The following is a 20,005-nucleotide window of genomic DNA, read 5'->3' on the forward strand; positions in this document are numbered from 1 at the left end:
ACTCCTGCGCCGCTATTGTAATGGGCGTGCATCCGGGCGCCAGCGAAACCCGACAGAGAAATGGATAAAACTTGCGTTACACCGCCACTTTCGACCTGAGCCGCAGCCTGCTTGCCTGGTACGACCGTCATGCCCGCGACCTGCCGTGGCGGGTCAGCCCCGCCGACAGGGCCGCGGGCGTGCAGCCCGACCCCTATCGCGTGTGGCTGTCCGAGGTGATGCTGCAGCAGACCACGGTGGCCGCCGTGCGGGAGTATTTCCTGCGCTTCACCTCGCGCTGGCCGAATGTCCGCGCGCTGGCCGGCGCACCCGATGACCAGGTGATGGCGGAATGGGCCGGGCTGGGCTACTACGCACGCGCGCGCAACCTGCTGAAATGCGCCCGCGCAGTGGTGGACCAGTACGACGGGCGCTTTCCAGACAGCCACGATGCGCTGCTGACGCTGCCCGGCATCGGCCCTTACACAGCCGCCGCCATCGCGGCCATCGCCTTTGACCGGCCTGAAACCGTGCTGGACGGAAATGTCGAGCGGGTCATGGCCCGGCTGCATGACATCCACGACCCGCTGCCGAAATCGAAACCTCTGTTGAAGGCGAAGGCCGCCGCGCTGACCCCGGACGAACGCCCCGGCGACTATGCCCAGGCGGTGATGGATCTGGGGGCCACGATCTGTACGCCGAAGTCTCCGGCCTGTGGCATCTGCCCGCTGCGAGACCCATGCCAGGCCCGCGCTGCCGGAACACAGACGGACCTGCCGCGCAAAACACCCAAAGCGCCGAAGCCAACCCGGCTTGGCCACGCCTACATCGCACAGCGCGCCGATGGCGCAATCCTGCTGGAACGCCGCCCGGAAACGGGGCTGTTGGGCGGGATGCTGGGCTTTCCAGGTTCGGATTGGGCCGAGGACGCGGCCGAGGCGCCGCCCTTTCCGGCCGATTGGACTCTGCTGCCCGCCGAGGTGCGCCATACCTTTACCCATTTCCACCTGATCCTGCGCGTCTGGACCGCCGCCGTACCCGCAGAGGTGGACCCCTTGGGGTTGGTCGTGATGCCCAAACATGCCTTTCGCCCCGGCGATCTTCCGACCGTGATGCGCAAGGCGCATGATCTGTGGCGCGGCAGTTCTGCATCTGGGAAAATGGATCGGGCAGGATTATCCTGACGGCAGATTTTCGGAGCCTGAACCATGATCTCGACTGATACCCTGTCGCGCTGGCAAACAGCCCTTCCTTTCTGGGTTTCGTTCCTATTGATCCCGATCCTTTGGTTCACCGCTTTCGCCGGCGGCTGGTGGGTATTGCTGGTGCCGCTGTCCACCTGGTGGTTGTTTGCAGCGCTGGACGGCCTGACCGGCCTGAACCTTGAAAACGCCGACCCCGAAACGCCCGCGGACGCGCTGCGTTGGTACGTCCTGCTGACCAAGGCCTGGGTTCCCGTTCAGTTTCTTACACTCTATGGCCTGATCTGGTACGCCACCAGCGCCGAGCACCTGTCATCCTTGGAAAAGATCGGGCTGTTCTTCGGGATGGGCGTGATCTCGGGCACGATCGGCATCAACTACAGCCACGAACTGATGCACCAGAAGGGCCGGCTGGAGCGGTGGCTGGGTGACATCCTGCTGGCGATGGTTCTGTATTCGCATTTTCGGTCTGAACACCTGCTGGTGCATCACCGCTATGTCGGCACCCCGCGCGACCCTGTGACCGCGCGCTACAACGAGGGGTTCCACCGCTTCTATCCGCGCGTCCTGCGCCAGTGCCTGGTGTCCGCGTTTCAGGCCGAGAAGACGAAGCTGGCGCGCAAGGGGCTGAACTGGACGGACCGGGCGAACCCGTTCTGGCGGTATTGGGCGCTGCAGGGATTGATGCTGGCGCTGGCGCTGCTGCTCGGCGGATGGGCGGGGCTGGGGCTGTTCCTGGTTCAGGCCGGCACCGCGATCTGGCAGCTGGAACTGGTCAACTATGTCGAACATTACGGGCTGACGCGCAAATACCTAGGCGACGGTAAATACGAACATGTCCGGCCGCGCCATTCGTGGAACGCCGCACACAAGGCCTCGAACTGGTTGCTGATCAATCTGCAACGCCACTCGGACCATCATTACAAACCCAACCGGAGGTTTCCGCTGCTGCAGAACCACCCTGCCGAGGCGGCCCCGCAACTGCCCTACGGCTATCCGGTGATGACAATCGCGGCGATGGTCCCGCCGCTGTGGCGGCGTGTGATGAACCCACGGGTGCGGGCTTGGCGGCGACAGTACTACCCCGAGATTACGGACTGGAAGCCGTACAACAAAGCAATGCTTCCGATGCCACGGTCCTGAGAGCGGTCAACGCAGCGCCCAGATATCAACCGGCCGCTCGACGCCGCCAACCGCCTGTGCATCGTGGCGCTGGAACCCATCCATCAGATCGGCAGCCGTTGACGCTTCGCTTAGGGCCTTTTCGCGCAGCGCGTCGCTGATGACGATTCGCGCACCCATCTTTCGCGTCATTGCTTCAAGCTTGGCAGCCAGATTGACCGCGTCTCCGATCACTGCGAATTCCAGCCGGTTGGCCCCGATGTCGCCCAGAACGACCGGACCGTAGTGAACACCGATGCCAACCTTAATCTCCTGCTCGCCCGCCCGTCGGCGTTCCAGATTCCAACGGTCGATGATGTCAGCCATTGAACGTGCGCAGGACAGGGCATTGACCGCGTCCAACGGGGTTGGAACCGGCGTGCCGAACGTGGCCATCAGCCCGTCGCCCAGATACTTGTCCAAGGTGCCGTGGTGATGGAAAACCTCGGCCTCCATTCGCGCATGGAAGCCCCGCAGCACCTCGATCACCTCATACGGGTCGCGGCCGGCAGCGAATTTCGTGAAGCCGACGATGTCGATGAACAGAACCGCGATGTTTTCCTTGCGCACCTGCTTGAGCGGCTCGTCGTTCTGGCTCAGCTCCTCGACCACGTTGGGCGAGAAGTATCGCGAAAGGTTGGCGCGTTCCCGTTCCAGCCCGGCGTTTGAGATCAACAGGCGATTGAGCCGCCGCATCGACACGCCCAGCGTGACCGCGACCATCATGAACACGATCACCTCTTGCACGCGCATCGGAACCATAAAGCTGTTGGGGTCCAGCAGTTCGGCCACGGCCGGATAGCCCTGCAACGCGGCCGCAACCTTTTCGCTGAGCCCGGGGATGGGCGTGGCCACCCACCAGGCAAAGATCCAGCCCACCGTCCACATCAAGGCCGTCCAACTGCCCATGGCGATCACCGTCCGCCAGGAATAGGCCAGCGTACCCGCGGCCAAGATGATGAAGAAATACTGGAAATTGTCGAACCGGTACTGCATCGCCAGCGGGCGCACATCGTCACTGAACGGGTTGGGAACGACCATGCCCAGCGTCATGATCAGCAGATCGGCGAATATCAGCAGAAGCTCGATCCGAGATTGGCCCACCCGGCCCGCGCGACGGATCAGCCAGCCGTTGGCACAGATCAGCAGCAGGATGAAATGGTACCACATCACATCCCAGTTCGGGTTCAGAAACACCAGCAGGACACCGGTCAACGCCATGGCGATCCAGCGGGCGCGAACGGCCAGTTCCAGCCCTTCGCGCTTGTGCCGTTCCAGCGCGGCTTCGGTGTATTTGTTGTCCAAATTGAATTTGTCCGGCGTGGTCACGAAAAACCGCTGAAGCCGGGATTGGCTGGCCGTGGTATCAGACATTTCTGATGCTCCCTCGCTATGTAGCGGGATATGGGGTCGCACCATCCAAACATCACGGGGCCAAAAACAAAAGACCCCGCCGGGTTCGGCGGGGCAAGGCTTGGTACCATGTGTCAGGCCACAGGCACCGGCGGTATTGGTGTGATCAGTTGTGCAGTTCGGCCCGGATCTGCTGGCGCAGCACGTCGATCGGAACGGTTTTTCCGTCGCGCTTGAAGCACCAGTATGTCCAGCCATTGCAGGACGGCGCGTTTTCCAGATGCGCGCCCACCTGATGGATCGAGCCCTTGATATTGTCGCCCACCAGCGTGCCGTCGGCCCGCACCTTGGCCTTGTGCCGCTGGTTCATCGAATACAGCTCTTCGCCCGGGCGCAACATGCCGCGTTCGACCAGCTGGCCGAAAGGCACGCGCGGCTCGGCGCGTTTGCTGGCGCTGACCTCGAGCGCGTCACGGTCGAACTTGCGCACCTTGGCGATACGTTTTTCGGCCACCTTGCGATAGCTGTCCTCGCGCTCGATCCCGATGAACTCGCGGCCCAGCATTTTGGCCACTGCGCCGGTGGTTCCGGTGCCAAAGAACGGATCAAGCACCACGTCACCCGGGTTGGTCGAACCGACCAGAACCCTGTGCAACAGTGACTCGGGCTTTTGCGTTGGGTGCGCCTTGTCACCATTTTCATCCTTTAGACGCTCGTGACCCGTGCAGATCGGCAGCACCCAGTCGCTGCGCATCTGCACGCCTTCATTCAAGGCCTTCAGCGCCTCATAGTTGAAGGTGTATTTCGCGCCTTCCCGCTTGCTGGCCCAGATCATCGTTTCATGCGCGTTGGTGAACCGCTTGCCCCGGAAATTTGGCATCGGGTTCGATTTGCGCCAGATCACGTCGTTGAGAATCCAATAGCCCGCATCCTGCAGGGCCGAGCCCACGCGGAAGATGTTGTGATACGAGCCGATCACCCAGATCGCCCCATTGGGCTTGAGCAGGCGATGCGCGGCCTTCAGCCACTCGCGGGTAAACTGGTCATAGGCGGCAAAGCTCGAGAACTGGTCCCAATGATCATCGACCGCATCCACCTGGCTGTTGTCCGGGCGATGCAACTGTCCTTTCAGCTGCAAATTATACGGCGGATCCGCAAAAATCAGGTCGACCGACGCCTCGGGCAGACTGTTCATCACCTCGATGCAGTCGCCAGATAGAATCGTGTTTAAAGGGAGCGCGGATGCGCCCTTTGTCTTGGTAGTTGTCATGTCTCTGCCTCAAGTTCCACGGCGCTTTTGCGCTCATTTGGTTGAGACTAGGATGAGTCAAACCGGATTCGGCGTCAAATTCTTTTTTGAATCAGAGGGTTACAATTTACTCTTGATACAAGATATTGTGGACGGGCTTGAATGAACGTCTATGGTGTGGGGTTACCCCAAGATTTTGCAGCGCCTCGCGGTGTTGTTTGGACGGATAGCCCGCATTGGTTTCCCAGCCGTAGCCCGGATGCTGTTGCGCCAAATCCACCATCAGTTGATCGCGCCAATTCTTTGCAAGGATCGACGCCGCCGCAATCGAGACTGACTTTGCATCCCCTTTGACCACAGCCTGCGCCGGCAAGGTCAGCCCTTTGGGGATCAGATTGCCATCGATCAACAGATAGTCCGGCGCAGGATGCAGGGCGGCGACGGCGCGCTCCATCGCAAGATGAGAGGCATACATGATATTGAGGTCATCAATTTCCTCAACCGACGCCTCGGCAATGGCGAACTCGGCCCGGGCGCGCAGATCTTCGTCAAGGGTGCGCCGCCTTCGCGCCGTCAGCTTCTTCGAGTCATTCAAACCGTCGGGAATGTCCTGCGGATTCAGAATGACCGCAGCCGCCACGACCGGACCGGCCAACGGGCCGCGGCCCACCTCGTCTACACCGGCTATTCTGGGGTAGCCTTGCGCGATCAGCGCCTGTTCCATTTCAAACGTCGGAGTCGTCATCCCCTCGGCAAACCGTTTTTTGGTCGGAACCGCAACAAAAAAGAAGGAGGCGACCCAGGCCGCCCCCTTCCCGCACAGCGCTTCTGCGGCGCTGCTCCTGCTCGAAACCGATTACTGGTAAACCACGCGGTATCCTTTCTGGCGCAGGCAGGCGGGTTCGTAGGCCCGCTTCACCTTCTTGCCGTCCCAGAACCCCACTTTGCACTGTTGTGGCAGGCTATTGGCATGTTTGTAGTGTTTCTCGAGGCAATTCGGTCCCAGCAAAGGACGTTTCTTCGAATAGCCGTTGTAGGTCTTCAGGCAACGCTGCGGCAGGTCATAGCGGGCGACACGCCGGGGCAGCGGGCGGATATGATCGGGCCGAACGTTTTGCGGCTGGTGGACATAGTTGTTCTGCCGGGTGACACGCTCTTTGCGCTTTTCCTTGTTATAGTGATTGACGGCCGCGCCGATGATGGCAATGGCCGCCAACCCGCCCAGAATGTCATGGGCGTCGGCCGCCTTGGCCTGGGATGCGGAAACGCCGGTGATGGCGACTGCGGTGGCGACGACGAGGGCGATGAACTTCCGGTGCATGACAAGTGTCCTTTCAAAACTGGACGCGGCGCCACTGGCTGACCGCGAAACTGATGCAACAGCTTTCGGCCACCCGCCGACAGACAAGCAATAACGGCCCGCTGTTATCCGATATCATCGCCGCAAACCCTTTGAGATATTGAATATCGTGCCAAGCCATGCGCAGGATGCAGCCTATGAAACAGATCCTCTCTTTCCTGGTCGTTGCGACGTTGATATCGCTGAGCACCACCGTCTCGGCGGCCGAATGTTATGCCGATTACAAGGCCAAACAGGACAACCCGCTGCGCCTGCACTATGGCGTGATGCAAGTGTCCGCCTGCAAAAAGGGGCAAGCCAAGCAAGAGGTGGCCAAAAGGCTGAAATCCTCGGGGTGGACGTTGCTCAACGTGATCAGTGTTTTCGGACCGGAAGGGTTGGATCAAAGGAAGGCCAATGCCGGAAAATTCTATCTCCGTTTCTGAGGCTCGGCGGTCTGGCACCCGGCTGGTCGGAGCAGGCATCGCCGCAATCGTCGTGATCCTGATCACGGCCGCGGCCTTCTTGTTCTGGACCCTGCCCGATGCCAATGCTTTCAACGCCCGGGTCGAGCGGCTGTTCGTCGAAAGCGATCTGACCACCCAGGCTGAAATCCGATTGCTGGAGATCCTTGCGCAATCCGGAACCGCATTTGCCGACACGCTGGCCAGCTACCGGATGGTGATCTTCGTGCTGCTGATCTTTGCCACGGCCATGCTGTTGGCCGCCTTGGTCTTTCTGGTGATGCTGGTGACGTTGAACCGTCGAATGGCCCAGATCGAGCGGACGGGAATCCAGGTCACGTCGCTGCTGATCAGTCGCGAAGAGAACACCGTCTACCTGAACAACATGGATTTCAAGCTGACACCCGCAGCGATGGAAACGCTGGCCGTTCTGGCCGAGTCCCGTCTCGACGACGAAGTGCTGTCGGGGGTTCAGATCGAAGCCATGATCTCTGGCCGAGACATATCGGACTGTGACGAAGCCGCCGGGGCCACACGCATCAAACGGCTGCGGGACGCGCTGGGCAATCAGATGGTCAGCGAGCTGTTGGTCAAAAACATCGCCAAAAAGGGCTATATGCTGGCGATCGAAAAAGACGTGATCCAGATGGTCTGACCGTCTCGGCCGTGGATCGCGATCGGTAAATTCTGTATTGCGCCCCTTGGAAATCGGGCTGCAAAAGCCCATCCTCTAGGGACCCGGGCAAGGGAGACGGCCGATGAATGTCCACGCCACACGGAATACGAACGGCTACGGAATTTCGATCGAAACGCTTGACGGCAGGGTTGCCATCTACCGCGATGACATCCTTCTGGCTGAAAGCACGAATGCCAAGGTCATGTATGAAACCCGGCTGCCGCCTGCGATTTATGTTCCGCGCGAAGACGTGCGCGTTGATCTGAGCGGTGAGACCGAGTTGCAGACCTTCTGCCCGTTCAAGGGCACGGCAACCTATCACGATGTCCTGATTGGCGACGAACGGTTGGCAAACTCGGTTTGGGCCTACGAGGACTCTCTGCCTGAAAGCAAAGCCATCCAAGGTCACATCGGGTTCATGCCGGCGGCCTACACTCATATCGATCTGGGCGACAATCAATTGCGCCAACCGCGAGACGGCAACATCAGCGGCCCGTTGATCGATTGGTTGATGCGTGGCGCGGGGTCGATCTCAACACCGGAAGATTTCACCAAGACCCTGGCCGAAAAAATGCTGGAACACGGCATCGCCATTCAACGTCTCAGCATCCTTGTCTGGTCGCTGCATCCCCTGATCGCAGGCAAGCACTACATCTGGGAAAAGGGTGCCGAGGAGATTTCGACCAATATTCCAACCTACGAGATTCACGATCACCCCGCGTTCATCAACAGCCCCTTGCGGCATGTCTCGAACGGGTTGGGCGGCGTTCGGCAACGGCTGAACGTCGACAACCCCCACAACAGTTTCCCCATCATGGAGGACCTGCGCGCCAAGGGGGGCACCGATTACGTGGCAATGCCTCTGCCGTTTTCCGACGGGCGTATCAACGTCCTGACGTTGACCTGCGACCACCCCAACGGCTTTACCACGGAAAACCTGGGGCTTGTCTTTGAGTGCTCGGCCGTCATCGCCCGCTACTATGAGGTGTTCATGCAGCGCGAGAATGCCCAGGCCCTTCTCGAGACCTATGTGGGCAAACGAACCGGGGCCCGCGTTTTGGGCGGCGACATTCGTCGCGGCGACGGAGACGACATCGACGCGGCCATCATGTTCTGTGACCTGCGCAACTCGACCAGTCTGGAAGAGGATCTGGGCCGCACGGAATACATCAACCTGTTGAACGAATTCTTCGAAACGGTGTCCGGCATCGTCCACGACAACGACGGTGAGGTTCTGAAATTCATCGGCGACGCCGTTCTTGCGGTTTTCCCGGCAGGTGAGGACCCCGGCAAAGCACGGTCAGACGCTCAGCGCAGTGCCGTTGAAATCGTCGAGAAATTGGGCGAGCTGCGTCGCTCCGACAAGAACCGGCAATGCGATTGTTCGATCGGCGTATCGTTCGGGCGTGTCACGTACGGAAATGTCGGTTCGCGCGAGCGGCTTGATTTCACGGTGATCGGACATGCAGCCAATGTCGCGGCGCGGTTGGGCGAGTTCGGCAAGCTCAATGGCCATCGGATCGTCGTGTCCGAAGATATCGAGCCGGCCTGTTCCCGGGCCGTCCCATTGGGGCCGGTCGACCTGCACAACGTTTCGCATCCGGTGATGTCTTTTGCCTTGCAGACATCGGCTGACACGGTTCTGGATGCCTGAGCATCCGGCACCCTTGCCCCCCGATCCCAAATAGCCACTCATAGCTGCGCACAGCACTGGTGCATCTTTTGATCCTGGCGCGAGGTGCTGACCTTAGCCCGAACGGTTCAACTTGCGGCACCCAGCAAAATCAAAGCAGTTTGCGCGGGAGAAATCGAACTTTGCATCTGTGCGATCTGAGTCCGGGCGAGATAAGTATCCGTCAGCTCGGAAATGGCATCGGCATCGACGAACTGCGAAAGGTTCGGTGAACCAGTCACTCTGCTCAGTTTGTCCCGAAATACGTCCAGCTGCTTGTCGATATCCAGCTGTCCAAAGCTTGACGGCAGGCCCAGCGCTGTTTCCATCATGCTACGTAATGGTGGCAGGCTCATCAGATCGTACCACTTCTTGGTCTCGCTTCCGGACTGCCCGGCAAGGTCTTTCAAAGCGTGCTGGGCAAAAAGCGCGATCCGCATGGAGTCGTCGGCTTCTCCGATCGAGATTTCGAACCGGGCGACGACATTTTTCTGAGCGATCTTCTCCATGTCAGTGATCAGTGCGGTTTTCCGGACTTCGCCCGGACCCAAGCCGAATGCTTCGGAAAACTCCCGATATCTGCTGTCAGCAAGCCGGTTCGCAAGGGCGTCATCCGAACTCGTACCGTCTGACAAGACCTTTTGAATGAAGTACCGATTGTCCAGGTCACCTTCCAATCCGAACGCGCCCAACGCGACCTGCAGCAGTCGCCGGTCAGAGACCAGATCTTCTGCCGACCGGACGTTTCGGATGTTTTCCACAAAATACTGCGTGTCCCGGTCATTGACCGCCGAGGTGGAAAAGGCCTGCAACTGGGCGTCATAGGTGCGCTGCAAAAAACGCCACCCCACGATTCCCGCAGTTGGAATGACCGGCAGGAATGTCATTGCCGATAGGCCATCAGACGCTCTTCGCGCGGCAGCAACGATCGAAGCGCCTTCAGGCATTTGTAGTACTGCTCGGCCACCAGGGCTTCGGTCGCCTGTGCCAGGACCCGGCGACTGTCGACATCCGTGAAGACCTGGCTCAGTTCCTCGATCCGTCGCAGCAGCTGTTGTTTTGCGTCTCCGGCTTCCAGATCTCCGGACAGGACCAGCTGGGCCGCGTAACACACGCGCCGGACCGGGGTTGTCACTTCGTCGGGATGTATCGCGTCGCGCAACCGAAGGACATTTGCCTCGGGCGTCATGATTGAAAAGCGGGTCCGCCGATCGCCGTTCTCGATCACTACGCCATTGATTAAAACCCGCTCTTTCGGAGCCAGCTTCAGAACCAGCCCGCCCATTACGCGGTCCCCCGCTGACGCAGCCCGCGCAAAACCGCCAGATTGATTTCAAGCAGCGGCTCGACCCCGGCCTTGCTGGCCAGAACCTGGCCCGTATGCTGCTCGGTGAACTCGGCCAGATAGAAGATCCGCGCGCGCAGCTCATTCGGCAGTGCATTGTCCGAGTCCACGACGCCATTGGCCAGAACGGACCACAAGCGGCGGTTTTCATGCAGGGCCTGAACAAAGCCCGCGAAATCCGAAGCTTTGCGCGCGGCCGCTGCCTTGAGCCGATGCGTGATCTTTGAAATCGCCTCATACTCGGTATCACGCGGGGTTCGCGTCGGAGCGGCGGACTGAGCATATGCCCGTTGTGCAAGCGTTTGCGGGGTCACTTGAAATCCTTTCAAAAGGCCGTCGTATTTGCAGTCACAGCCGGGGCGCGTAGATCACGCCCCGGCCAAGTTTCCGCCTTAGCGGAACAGCGAGAGGATCGACTGCGGCGCCTGGTTGGCGATCGACAGCGATTGTGTCGCCAATTGCTGCTGGACCTGCAGGGCCTGCAGACGGGCCGAGGTCTCTTCCATATCGGCGTCCACCAGCGAGCCGATGCCGGATTTGAAAGAGTCAGTCAGGTTCGAGATGAACTCCTTCTGGGTCTCGATCCGCCCTTGGGCCGAACCGAACGCGGCCGACGCGTCAATCGCCGTGTCGATCAAGGTTTCGATCGTGCCCAGTGCTGCGACAGCGCCGGCACTGGTCGAAACGTCAATCGACGACAACGCACCAAGACCGCCAGAACCGGCATTGGTGAACTGGGCCGAAACGGTTACGTCGCGATCTGCGTCAGCACCAGCGGCTGCGGTGCCGGTCACGAAGGACAGCGTACCCGGCGCGCTGGAGTCATAATCGATCGCAACACCGGTGATCCCAAGCGCGTCGATCTGGTTCTTCAGCCCCACTGCCACGATGGCATCTGTGTAGGCAGAGTCATAGGTTCCCGAAGGGTCCAGATCGCTGGCCTGTACGGTGTACGAAGCAACTTTGTCCCCGATCGTGATCGACACTTTGTCACCGACGGCGAAGTTGTCGGTCGAACTATCGATCACGATGTCACCAGACCCGCCCGACTTGTCCATTGTGAACCCGGCGGCGTCATTGTCAGTGGTCGCGTTGTCCGAGCCGGCCAGAACACCCTTGCTGGCGTATCCACCGGTCGACAGGTCCTGGCTGGCCACCGAAATCGACGACGAGGTCACGTTGCCCGCACTGTCGCGATCCAGCGACGACAGGATCGATGCGGTGCCTGCTGACCCGTCCACAAGATTGAGGCCGTTGAACTGTGCGGCACCGACAACCGATGCGATCTGGTCCCGCAGGGCGGTTACGTCATCATTGATCTTGCCGCGGTCGACGTTGTCCTCCTGTGCGGCGACGATCTTGTTCTTCATCTGGGTCAGCAGGTCGGTCACGGTTTCCGAAGCGTTCCGCGCCACGGCGACAGTCGATTCACCCAGTGCCAGGCTATCCTTGATCGCGTTGAAACCGTTGACGTCGGATTCCATCACCTTGGAAATCGCCCATACGGCCGAGTTGTCCTTGGCGGTAGCGACATCTTTACCCGTCGAAATCGCGTTCTGGGTTGCTGCAAGGTTCTTGTTGACCGATTTCAGAGTCTGCAGCGCCACCATCGCGCCGTTGTTCGTCAGAATGCTGGACATGTTTTTCATCCTTTTCCATTCGGGCCTTCTTCGCCCAGTGACGCCCGACCATCATTGGCGGACGTGTTGTCGTTCTGACCTGTGCGAGCTACCGGTCGGTGCTCGCGCCACCTTCTTTCGAGGTGCGGGACCACTTTTGGGCCTGACCTCCTAACGGAGTGCTAAGGCGGTCCGACGGAAAAGAACGGATTTGAATCAAATCGGCCGTTAAGCACGTTTTTCCAGCTTGGGATCCTGACGGACGGCGAAACCATTGCGTTGCCCGGACGCGTCATAGGTCGTGAATTCCTGCCGGATTTTTCTGAGTTCAGCCATCCGGTTCATGACCGCCCGGATCCCTTCGGCCGCGCTGTTCAGCAGGCCTTGATTGCGCTCGACCTTCTGGTGCAGCCGAATCAAGCCGTCACTGTCGTGCACCTGCATCTCGTTGATTGCACCGATCAGCTTTTCCTTCTGCGGCATCATCTGGCCCAGTCGATCCAGGTCCCCCTCGACCAAAGCCCTACGCTCGAGATCGAGAACCTCCTCGAGAGCCTTAATCAGCCCCTGCTTGTGCTCAGTCGGCATGGGTCTTCTCCATCATTGCATTGAAAAGGGTTTCAGACAGTCCGATCCCGCCGGATCGGGCCAATTGCCTGGCCTGCTCCTGCAGCAGGAAAGACGTGAACTGGTCTTCGCCCGCGCCACCTCCGAAAGCCTGCCGCGCCCTGTCCAAGCCTGCGGCTTTCAGCATTTCGGCTAGAAAAGTTGCCTCAAGCTCGACCGCCGCGGCCTTGAGTCTTTGTTCGGTCATATTGCTGCGCGGTACCGGCGCGAAGTTTGGGATTTCCATCGCCCTCTCCGAAAATTGTTTCGATCTTTGTCGATCAAAGCGAAGAGCGGTTAAAATAAACGTAACTACCTTGAGGGCAGGTTTGGGCCAAACAACCGGAGCCGGAGCAAAATGCCCAACGCCCTGACCATGATGACCAATGTGATTTCCGGCGGAAAGCAGGATTGGGCCGCAAAGTCCGAGCCCGCAGCAAAAGGCGACTCTGATTTCGCCGAACTCATGGCCGAAGAAGAGATGCCGAACCTCGAGGCCGAGGCGAAACCTCATCCGGACAGCCGCACGGATCCAGAAATCGTGGATGACGATGAAGACACCAGCCCGGATGTCCCGCAGGCCGAACCTGATTTGGCTGAACCGCTGGAATTGCAGGGATCACAACAGGACGCCCGACTGAAAGACACACCTCTGTCCGCAGCAACGCCCGGTGAACTTCCAAAGCGCGAGGCGACGGCGCACGCCACTCTCGGGGCAAGTCCCCCTGCGGAGGGGCGCCAGTCAACTGCCGCCGCGGCCATGCACGCAGAAACCTATGATCCCGATCGCCGATCACTCGCTGGCGACTTGGGCAAGGGAACCGAAGCGTCCGAGCGTGCCGGGAACACACCGTCGCAACCTACGCCAGCTGCAAAAGAGCAGTTGAACGCCACCGAACCTGGAATAAGTGGCGGCCTGCATAACCGTAAGGACGAATTGCGCACTGCAGCCGGAAAAGAAGCCAGACGAGACGAGCAGGCCACCGGATCGGGGGTGGTGGTTCAGCGGCCGGCCAAACCTGCCGGCCAGGGAACCGAAGCCATCATCCGGGCACAGATCGTAGGAACACCGGAACGCGCGGCGCTAAAGGACCCGACGCCTGAAGACAGTCTGCACGACCGGATGCCAACACAGGACTTTGGTACGACCCCAGCGCAAAGGGATACAGGCCCGACCAACGGCGCCCCGTTCTCGGGCCGGGCGGAAATTGCTCGGGCGGTCGCCGGGCAAATGGCGGCCACCATCGTCGCAAAGCCGGGAAGCGGTAGCGTGGAGATCGCACTGACTCCGGAAGAGCTGGGCAAAGTTTCGATCAAGGTGACCGGGCGCGAAGACGGGTTGCACATGATGATCGTCGCTGACCGGCCTGAAACCATGGACCTCATGCGCCGGCATGTTTCGATCCTGTCAGCCGAATTCAAGGAGATGGGGCTGGGCGATCTCTCCTTTGATCTGGGCACCTCGGCGAACCCAGATCAGAATGCTGAGCCACCTGAACGCAGCACATTCATCACCGCGGGGGAGCTTGCCCCCGCAACCGAAACACCCGCTTCGGCCCGCCCAACTCGGGTGGACCGGGCGTTGGACCTGAGGCTTTGACCCATGATCACCACAGCGGCATCCGCGACACAAACGCCCTCAACAGCGCAACCAACAGGAACGTCGGCGGCAACAGGCCTGACCTCGGACTTTGAGACGTTTCTGATGATGTTGACGGCGCAGGCGCGCAACCAGGACCCTCTGGAGCCACTGGATTCGTCGGAATATGCATCGCAGCTCGCCCAGTTTTCGATGGTCGAGCAGCAGGTTCAGACCAACGACCTTCTGGCAAACCTCACCGCCGCCCTGAGCAGCGTCAACCTGGATGAGCTGTCCAACTGGATTGGGGTCGATGTGCAGGGGGCAACCACCTTCCGGTTTGATGGCCAGCCGCAGACCATATTCACTCAGCCCGACCTGGGCGCGGATGCGTCTGTGCTGGTCATCAAGGATTCTGACGAAACCGAAATCGACCGAATCTCTGTTCCGGTATCTGAAACCGAGTTTCTTTGGGCTGGAGTGGATGCATCGGGCAATCCGCTGCCCAACGGCACCTATTCCGCAACACTGGAAAGCTATTTGGGTGATGAACTGCTCTCGGCGCGGCCCGCGGCCACCTACAGTCGCGTCGTCGAAGCACAAGTCGGGGCCGGAGTCGTCATGTTGACCTTGGACAGCGGCGTTGTGATTCCGGCGACCGACGTCGTTGCCGTTCGTACCGGCGCTTGAACTTGGGAGCGCTGCGGGCCAAGGATTGGCCATCCAGATTCGCAACGCTCCGGTGTCCCAACTGTCCGTTCCAACCGCTCCTCCACCTGGCCTTTCAGACCAACTTGTCGAAAGCGGGTTGATCGCAAAAGACGCCCAGTTCGAGACGTTGTATGGCGGACGCACGAACCAGGTGTGGAAGGTATTGGACGCCGAGCCGGACCGGGTTTTGAAGTTCTACCGGTCTTCGCTACAAAACCCGCTGTTTCGCAACGACGCCCAACTCGAAGCAGCCTGTCTGCACGCGCTTGCAGAGACGGGGTTTGTTCCGCGGCTTCGCGCGTCGGGCAGCTTTGGCCCGGATCGCTGGGTTTTTTATGACCATGCGGCTGGGACTCCATGGCGAGAAGGCACCGCGCAGGTGGCGAAACTGCTGCATGATCTGCACACTCAAGAAGTCGTGCTTGAGGTCCCTAAGGGATGCAATGGAAGCGTTGATCTCGATCATCACGGCACCAGTATCTTGAAGGGTTGCCGCTCGGAACTCAGCGCCGTTCTGGCCGACTGCAAACCCGGGACCCAGGTGCCGCCGACCCCCCGAGTATGCCTGATCCATGGCGACCCGGTGGCCGGCAACATCCTCGTCTCCTCTGCGGGGCTGACACTGATCGACTGGCAATGCCCGGCGATGGGTGACCCATGCGAGGATCTTGCCCTGTTCCTGTCACCCGCCATGCAGCACCTCTATCGCGGCAAGGCGCTGAGCCCCGAGGAAGAGGCTACGTTTCTGTCGGCCTATGACAGCCCGCAGACGGTGCGCCGATACCTCGCGCTGAAGCCCTGGTACAATTGGCGTATGGCTGCCTACTGCCTGTGGCGGGCCGAGAATGGCGCGCCAGCCTATAGGGCCGGCTTTGACCTTGAGGTTGCGGCCCTCTGACTGTGGGCCGTATCACAAATCGGCAAGAGCCATGGCCGCATAAGCCGGTGGCATCAGAAGTCGCCGCCAGCGCCCGAAGGGGAACTTTGACGGCGGTTTGGCGATGACGTCCGGAATATTCGCGGGCTCACCCAAAACCAAGTGAGCCAATGCCCGCCCGCAATAGCTGCCCATCGCCACGCCATTCCCGTGATAGGCCAGACCGGCAAACAAGCCCGGGTGGCTCGGAACCTCCCCGACGAAGGGCAGCAGGTCGCGGGTCAGGCAAACCATACCTGACCACATATGAGTTGCCTCAACCTCGGCCCAACCCGGGAACATGCGATCAAAGTCACGGCGTACTTTGCGACGGATCGCAGCCTCGGCGCGCGGCGAGGACATGAGGCCACCCCGCATTCCGAACAGGAACCGGTTGTCCGGCATCAGACGGAAATAGTGCAGAAGGTTGCGCGTGTCGTACGCCATCTGGCGCGAAGTCCAACCCTGTACCTGCAATTCAGCTTCGGTCATCGGACGTGTCACCATGACCGTGGACTGGGCGGGCATGTAACGGGCGGCCAACCAGTCGGGCAGATCGTCGCTGGAATAGCCGTTGGTGCAGATCAACACCGTCTTGGCCTGAATACGGCCCGTGGGGGTGGTCATCTTGTACCCGGACCCGGCTTTTCTGATGCCCTGAACCGGGCTTTTTGAGAATACTGCGGCACCTTGCGCCTGCGCGGCCCGGGCCAACCCGAACAGGTATTTCTGCGGGTTCAGCCCAAAACCGACCGGGTCGGTATATCCGCCAAAGAAACGGCCCCCCATACCGAGGCGTTCCAAATCCGACGGCTCATGCAGAACCCCACCGCTTTCCGCGCGACGCCGCAGCCGCTCCATCGCGCGCGGGCTGTGCGCAAGCTGCGTCTCTCCTTCTGAGTGAACGTCGGCATCGATCCGAAGGCGCTGCAAAAGATCCGCAACCAAGGTGACCGCGTCGGTTTCGGCCTGCGCGTAATCCTGTGCTGCCGAAATCCCATAGCGCCGCGCCAGTGTCGCCGAACCAAGCTTGGACCCTCCTTGGCAGCAAAACCCACCATTGCGCCCCGAAGCGCCCCAGCCCGGAGCTTCGGCCTCGAACACGGCGACAGACACACCGCGTTCGGCGAGGTGCAGGGCCGCAGACAATCCGGTGAACCCGCCGCCGACAATCGCAACGTCGGTCGACAAGTCACCTGAATGAACGGGCCAGTCAGGCGCTGGCACGGTTTCATCCCACCAACACCCCGCGCGCGGGCCGGGGCCATAGGTGTAGGCCGGAAAGATCCGTTTCATTCGGTACGCGCGGCAGCTTGTTCCTCTTGCCGCTGCCGGACCATCGCGCGTTTCGACACCAGCGAAGCGGTGATCACGCCCACGGTGACCACGGCGATCATGATGGTCGACAACGCGTTGATTTCCGGGCTGACCCCCAGACGTACGGCCGAGAAGATCTTGATCGGAAGGGTCGTGGCCGAGGGGCCGGACGTGAAGGACGCGATCACCAGGTCATCCAGCGACAGGGTGAAGGCCAGCAACCACCCCGAGATCACCGCCGGCGCGATGATCGGCAGCGTCACCAACCTGAAGGCCTGCGCCGGTGAGCAGCCCAGATCCAGCGCCGCCTCTTCCAGCGACCGGTCGAACGTCACCAGCCGCGAGGACACCACGACCGAGACGTAGCACATCGAAAAGGTCGTATGTGCCAGCACGATGGTCAAAATGCCTCGGTCCAGCCCGATGCCGATGAACAACAGCAGCAGCGACAGGCCGGTGATTACCTCGGGCATCACCAGCGGCGCGTAGATCATCCCGGAAAACAGCGTGCGGCCGAAGAACCGCCCGCCGCGCACCATGACATAGGCCGCCATGGTGCCCAGAATGGTCGCCAGCGTCGACGAGAACACGGCAACGCGAACGGTGACCCAGGCCGCATCCAGAAACGCCTGGTTCTGCATCAACTCGCCATACCATTTGGTCGAGAACCCCGCCCAGACCGTGACCAGCTTGCTTTCGTTGAAGCTGAAGATGATCAGGATCACCATCGGGATGTACAGAAACGCAAAGCCCAGCGTCAGCGAGACCGTATTGAACCAGCTCAGCCTGTTCATTGCTCTGCCTCCGCCTGTTTCTGCTGGTTGCGCTGGAACAGCACGATCGGGATCACCAGGATCAGCAGCAGGATCACCGCCACGGCGCTGGCCACCGGCCAGTCGCGGTTCGAGAAGAACTCCTCCCACAAGACCTTGCCGATCATCAGCGTGCCCGATCCACCCAGCAGCGAGGGGATCACGAATTCACCGATCACGGGGATCATCACCAGGAAACATCCCGCAATGATGCCCGGGCGCGACAGTGGGATGGTCACCAGCCAAAAGGCCTGCGTGCGCGAACAGCCCAGATCCTCGGCCGCCTCGATCAGCGAGCCGTCCAACCGATCGAGCGCCGCATAGATCGGCAGGATCATGAAGGGCAGATAGGTGTAGACGATGCCGATATAGACGGCCGTCTGCGTGTTCAGGATGGTCAGCGGGGTCGAGATGATGCCCGTCCACAGTAGGAACTGGTTCAGGTAGCCTTCGTTCGACAGGATCCCCATCCACGCATAGACGCGGATCAGGAACGAGGTCCAGAACGGCAGGATCACCAGCATCATCAGCGTCGGACGCCATTCCTCGGGCGCGCGGGCCATGCCATAGGCGATGGGATAGCCCACCACCAAGGTCAGCGCGGTCGCGATCAGCGCGATCTTGACGCTGGACAGGTAGGCTTTCCAGTACAGGTCATCCTCGGTCAGCCAGACGAAGTTCTCAAAATCCAGTTGGCTGAAGAATTCCTTGATCCCGGCCCAGCCCTGCGACAGATCAAGGGTCGGGGTGTAGGGCGGGATCGCAAGCGCGATGTCCGACAGCGAGATCTTCAACACGATGAAGAACGGCACCAGGAACAGGGCCAGCAGCCAGACATAGGGAATGGCGATCAGGACCGCGCGGCGCATCAGTCTGCCAGCAGAACCGCCGCCGTGGCTGTCCAGGACAGCCAGACAGGGTCTTCCCAAGTAAAGGACCGGCGGGAAATCCGCCGTGTATTGGCCGTTTGCGCCTTGATGATCGTCCCGTTTGGCAATTCGACATGGTAGGTCGACAGGTTGCCCAGATAGGCGATGTCATGCACCTTTCCCTGCACTGCGTTGACGGCATCGGCAGGACGCTCGGCCGAGATCGTTACCTTCTCCGGCCGGATGGCCAAGTGACAGGCCTGCCCGTTTCCAAAGCTTGCCGCCGATGTCGCCGTCAGTGGCGGCTGGCCCTCGGCCCATTCGATACTGTACGAGCCCTCACCGGCGGTGGTTGCACGACCTTCGATAATGTTCACGTCCCCAATGAAATCGGCGACATAGACCGAGTTCGGGTTTTCGTAGATCCGGTCCGGCGTGGCGACCTGCATCAACTGACCCTGATCCATCACCGCAACGCGGCTGGCGACCGTCATCGCCTCTTCCTGGTCGTGGGTCACGATCACGAATGTGGTGCCGGTTTTTTCCTGAATGTCCATCAGCTCGAACTGGGTGTCCTGGCGCAGCTTCTTGTCCAGCGCGCCAAGAGGTTCGTCCAGCAGCAGCAGTTTGGGCGCCTTGGCCAGCGACCGGGCCAACGCCACGCGCTGACGTTGACCACCGGAAATCTGGTGCGGTTTGCGGCGGGCAAATTTCTCGAGACGGGTCAGGCGCAGCATTTCCTCGACCCGGTCTTCCAGATCATGCTTGGGCATGTTGTCCCGGCGCAGGCCAAAGGCGATGTTGTCCCAGACGTTCAGATGGGGAAACAGCGCGTAGGACTGGAACATCATGTTGACCGCCCGCTTGTTCGGCGGAACCGGGTCGATGTCCTGACCGCTCAGCATGATGTGGCCTTCGGTGGGTTTCTCGAACCCCGCCAGCATCCGCATCATCGTCGTCTTGCCGCAACCCGACGGCCCCAGCAAAGCAAAGAATTCCCGCTCGAAGATGTCCAGCGACAGATTGTCGATGGCAGTAAAGTCCCCGAATCGCTTGGTCACATTTTTGAACTGGATCAAGGGTTTCGCCTGCGGATCTTCCCACGGCGCAAAGACGGTAGAGTTCAAATCGGCCCC

At 60.4% G+C, this 20,005-nt stretch carries 22 protein-coding genes; 8 read left to right on the plus strand and 14 right to left on the minus strand.

Annotation, left to right across the window (positions count from 1 at the left end; translation table 11 throughout):
- Positions 1-71: 71 nt before the first annotated feature.
- Both mutY and AC2FNL_RS16880 read left to right on the plus strand, forming a co-directional pair.
- Positions 72-1,163 carry an A/G-specific adenine glycosylase gene (mutY, locus tag AC2FNL_RS16875; RefSeq protein WP_496834410.1) on the plus strand — a complete coding sequence of 364 codons (1,092 nt, stop codon included), beginning with the start codon at positions 72-74 and terminating at the stop codon, positions 1,161-1,163.
- Positions 1,164-1,187: 24 nt separating this feature from the next.
- Positions 1,188-2,324, plus strand: a complete 1,137-nt coding sequence (locus tag AC2FNL_RS16880) for an alkane 1-monooxygenase (protein WP_496834411.1) — start codon at positions 1,188-1,190, stop codon at positions 2,322-2,324.
- 6 nt (positions 2,325-2,330) lie between these two features.
- Here the strand turns inward: AC2FNL_RS16880 and AC2FNL_RS16885 are convergent, their stop codons facing one another.
- From AC2FNL_RS16885 to AC2FNL_RS16900, 4 genes are all read right to left on the minus strand, one after another.
- Positions 2,331-3,716 (minus strand): adenylate/guanylate cyclase domain-containing protein, encoded by a 1,386-nt coding sequence (locus AC2FNL_RS16885; protein ID WP_496834412.1) that lies wholly within the window; start codon positions 3,714-3,716, stop codon positions 2,331-2,333.
- 145 nt (positions 3,717-3,861) lie between these two features.
- Complete coding sequence (locus tag AC2FNL_RS16890) at positions 3,862-4,965, minus strand: site-specific DNA-methyltransferase (protein ID WP_170341272.1); 1,104 nt, start codon at positions 4,963-4,965, stop codon at positions 3,862-3,864.
- A gap of 106 nt (positions 4,966-5,071) precedes the next feature.
- Entirely contained in the window at positions 5,072-5,689 is a 618-nt protein-coding gene (gene rnhB / locus AC2FNL_RS16895) for a ribonuclease HII (RefSeq protein WP_496834413.1), read from the minus strand.
- A gap of 111 nt (positions 5,690-5,800) precedes the next feature.
- Positions 5,801-6,265 carry a hypothetical protein gene (locus AC2FNL_RS16900; protein ID WP_093964236.1) on the minus strand — a complete coding sequence of 155 codons (465 nt, stop codon included), beginning with the start codon at positions 6,263-6,265 and terminating at the stop codon, positions 5,801-5,803.
- Positions 6,266-6,441: 176 nt separating this feature from the next.
- Here AC2FNL_RS16900 and AC2FNL_RS16905 point away from each other — a divergent pair, with 176 nt between their 5' ends.
- From AC2FNL_RS16905 to AC2FNL_RS16915, 3 genes are all read left to right on the plus strand, one after another.
- A complete protein-coding gene (locus AC2FNL_RS16905) occupies positions 6,442-6,729 on the plus strand; it encodes a hypothetical protein (RefSeq protein WP_093964235.1) in 288 nt (95 codons plus the stop codon).
- The gene (locus tag AC2FNL_RS16910; protein ID WP_093964234.1) at positions 6,701-7,402 is read left to right on the plus strand and encodes a winged helix-turn-helix domain-containing protein; all 702 of its coding nucleotides are present in this window, start codon (positions 6,701-6,703) and stop codon (positions 7,400-7,402) included. The genes AC2FNL_RS16905 and AC2FNL_RS16910 overlap by 29 nt, the downstream gene beginning before the upstream one ends.
- Positions 7,403-7,505: 103 nt before the next feature.
- On the plus strand, positions 7,506-9,077 hold the full coding sequence (locus AC2FNL_RS16915; RefSeq protein WP_496834415.1) for a DUF427 domain-containing protein: 1,572 nt from the start codon (positions 7,506-7,508) through the stop codon (positions 9,075-9,077).
- A 107-nt stretch (positions 9,078-9,184) separates the two neighbouring features.
- Here AC2FNL_RS16915 and AC2FNL_RS16920 read toward each other — a convergent pair whose 3' ends face one another.
- The 6 genes from AC2FNL_RS16920 to AC2FNL_RS16945 form a co-directional block, all read right to left on the minus strand.
- Complete coding sequence (locus AC2FNL_RS16920; protein WP_496834416.1) at positions 9,185-9,946, minus strand: DUF1217 domain-containing protein; 762 nt, start codon at positions 9,944-9,946, stop codon at positions 9,185-9,187.
- A gap of 32 nt (positions 9,947-9,978) precedes the next feature.
- Positions 9,979-10,380 (minus strand): flagellar biosynthesis repressor FlbT, encoded by a 402-nt coding sequence (gene flbT / locus AC2FNL_RS16925; protein WP_170370105.1) that lies wholly within the window; start codon positions 10,378-10,380, stop codon positions 9,979-9,981.
- Positions 10,380-10,754, minus strand: a complete 375-nt coding sequence (gene flaF / locus AC2FNL_RS16930; protein ID WP_170369173.1) for a flagellar biosynthesis regulator FlaF — start codon at positions 10,752-10,754, stop codon at positions 10,380-10,382. Before flaF ends, flbT begins: the two co-directional genes overlap by 1 nt.
- A 78-nt stretch (positions 10,755-10,832) precedes the next feature.
- Positions 10,833-12,080 carry a flagellin N-terminal helical domain-containing protein gene (locus AC2FNL_RS16935; RefSeq protein WP_093964410.1) on the minus strand — a complete coding sequence of 416 codons (1,248 nt, stop codon included), beginning with the start codon at positions 12,078-12,080 and terminating at the stop codon, positions 10,833-10,835.
- Between the two features lie 207 nt (positions 12,081-12,287).
- Entirely contained in the window at positions 12,288-12,647 is a 360-nt protein-coding gene (locus AC2FNL_RS16940; protein WP_093964229.1) for a flagellar biosynthesis protein FlgN, read from the minus strand.
- The gene (locus AC2FNL_RS16945) at positions 12,637-12,912 is read right to left on the minus strand and encodes a rod-binding protein (RefSeq protein WP_496834418.1); all 276 of its coding nucleotides are present in this window, start codon (positions 12,910-12,912) and stop codon (positions 12,637-12,639) included. Before AC2FNL_RS16945 ends, AC2FNL_RS16940 begins: the two co-directional genes overlap by 11 nt.
- Positions 12,913-13,023: 111 nt before the next feature.
- Here AC2FNL_RS16945 and AC2FNL_RS16950 point away from each other — a divergent pair, with 111 nt between their 5' ends.
- The 3 genes from AC2FNL_RS16950 to AC2FNL_RS16960 are packed head-to-tail and all read left to right on the plus strand — an operon-like array spanning position 13,024 to position 15,853.
- Positions 13,024-14,265: a flagellar hook-length control protein FliK gene (locus AC2FNL_RS16950; protein ID WP_496834419.1), complete on the plus strand. Its 1,242-nt coding sequence runs from the start codon at positions 13,024-13,026 to the stop codon at positions 14,263-14,265.
- A gap of 3 nt (positions 14,266-14,268) precedes the next feature.
- Positions 14,269-14,934 carry a flagellar hook capping FlgD N-terminal domain-containing protein gene (locus AC2FNL_RS16955; RefSeq protein WP_496834420.1) on the plus strand — a complete coding sequence of 222 codons (666 nt, stop codon included), beginning with the start codon at positions 14,269-14,271 and terminating at the stop codon, positions 14,932-14,934.
- Positions 14,935-14,986: 52 nt separating this feature from the next.
- Positions 14,987-15,853, plus strand: a complete 867-nt coding sequence (locus AC2FNL_RS16960) for a phosphotransferase (RefSeq protein ID WP_496834421.1) — start codon at positions 14,987-14,989, stop codon at positions 15,851-15,853.
- Between the two features lie 12 nt (positions 15,854-15,865).
- Here the strand turns inward: AC2FNL_RS16960 and AC2FNL_RS16965 are convergent, their stop codons facing one another.
- Genes AC2FNL_RS16965 through AC2FNL_RS16980 form a run of 4 tightly spaced genes read right to left on the minus strand, consistent with a single transcriptional unit; the run spans position 15,866 to position 19,996 of the window.
- Positions 15,866-17,167 carry an NAD(P)/FAD-dependent oxidoreductase gene (locus AC2FNL_RS16965; protein WP_496834422.1) on the minus strand — a complete coding sequence of 434 codons (1,302 nt, stop codon included), beginning with the start codon at positions 17,165-17,167 and terminating at the stop codon, positions 15,866-15,868.
- Positions 17,164-17,982 carry an ABC transporter permease gene (locus AC2FNL_RS16970; RefSeq protein WP_005980381.1) on the minus strand — a complete coding sequence of 273 codons (819 nt, stop codon included), beginning with the start codon at positions 17,980-17,982 and terminating at the stop codon, positions 17,164-17,166. The genes AC2FNL_RS16965 and AC2FNL_RS16970 overlap by 4 nt, the downstream gene beginning before the upstream one ends.
- Positions 17,979-18,869, minus strand: a complete 891-nt coding sequence (locus AC2FNL_RS16975) for an ABC transporter permease subunit (RefSeq protein WP_170364861.1) — start codon at positions 18,867-18,869, stop codon at positions 17,979-17,981. The genes AC2FNL_RS16970 and AC2FNL_RS16975 overlap by 4 nt, the downstream gene beginning before the upstream one ends.
- The gene (locus tag AC2FNL_RS16980; protein WP_496834423.1) at positions 18,869-19,996 is read right to left on the minus strand and encodes an ABC transporter ATP-binding protein; all 1,128 of its coding nucleotides are present in this window, start codon (positions 19,994-19,996) and stop codon (positions 18,869-18,871) included. Before AC2FNL_RS16980 ends, AC2FNL_RS16975 begins: the two co-directional genes overlap by 1 nt.
- Between the last annotated feature and the right edge of the window lie 9 nt (positions 19,997-20,005).

The organism is Ruegeria sp. CRTD044 (assembly GCF_059613485.1).

Coding starts and splice junctions, on each gene's coding strand:
- AC2FNL_RS16880 (WP_496834411.1), top strand. CDS start 1,188: ATGATCTCGACTGATACCCTGTCGCGCTGGCAAACAGCCCTTCCTTTC.
- AC2FNL_RS16885 (WP_496834412.1), bottom strand. CDS start 3,716: ATGTCTGATACCACGGCCAGCCAATCCCGGCTTCAGCGGTTTTTCGTG.
- AC2FNL_RS16890 (WP_170341272.1), bottom strand. CDS start 4,965: ATGACAACTACCAAGACAAAGGGCGCATCCGCGCTCCCTTTAAACACG.
- rnhB (WP_496834413.1), bottom strand. CDS start 5,689: ATGACGACTCCGACGTTTGAAATGGAACAGGCGCTGATCGCGCAAGGC.
- AC2FNL_RS16900 (WP_093964236.1), bottom strand. CDS start 6,265: ATGCACCGGAAGTTCATCGCCCTCGTCGTCGCCACCGCAGTCGCCATC.
- AC2FNL_RS16905 (WP_093964235.1), top strand. CDS start 6,442: ATGAAACAGATCCTCTCTTTCCTGGTCGTTGCGACGTTGATATCGCTG.
- AC2FNL_RS16910 (WP_093964234.1), top strand. CDS start 6,701: ATGCCGGAAAATTCTATCTCCGTTTCTGAGGCTCGGCGGTCTGGCACC.
- AC2FNL_RS16915 (WP_496834415.1), top strand. CDS start 7,506: ATGAATGTCCACGCCACACGGAATACGAACGGCTACGGAATTTCGATC.
- flbT (WP_170370105.1), bottom strand. CDS start 10,380: ATGGGCGGGCTGGTTCTGAAGCTGGCTCCGAAAGAGCGGGTTTTAATC.
- AC2FNL_RS16935 (WP_093964410.1), bottom strand. CDS start 12,080: ATGTCCAGCATTCTGACGAACAACGGCGCGATGGTGGCGCTGCAGACT.
- AC2FNL_RS16940 (WP_093964229.1), bottom strand. CDS start 12,647: ATGCCGACTGAGCACAAGCAGGGGCTGATTAAGGCTCTCGAGGAGGTT.
- AC2FNL_RS16945 (WP_496834418.1), bottom strand. CDS start 12,912: ATGGAAATCCCAAACTTCGCGCCGGTACCGCGCAGCAATATGACCGAA.
- AC2FNL_RS16950 (WP_496834419.1), top strand. CDS start 13,024: ATGCCCAACGCCCTGACCATGATGACCAATGTGATTTCCGGCGGAAAG.
- AC2FNL_RS16955 (WP_496834420.1), top strand. CDS start 14,269: ATGATCACCACAGCGGCATCCGCGACACAAACGCCCTCAACAGCGCAA.
- AC2FNL_RS16965 (WP_496834422.1), bottom strand. CDS start 17,167: ATGAAACGGATCTTTCCGGCCTACACCTATGGCCCCGGCCCGCGCGCG.
- AC2FNL_RS16970 (WP_005980381.1), bottom strand. CDS start 17,982: ATGAACAGGCTGAGCTGGTTCAATACGGTCTCGCTGACGCTGGGCTTT.
- AC2FNL_RS16975 (WP_170364861.1), bottom strand. CDS start 18,869: ATGCGCCGCGCGGTCCTGATCGCCATTCCCTATGTCTGGCTGCTGGCC.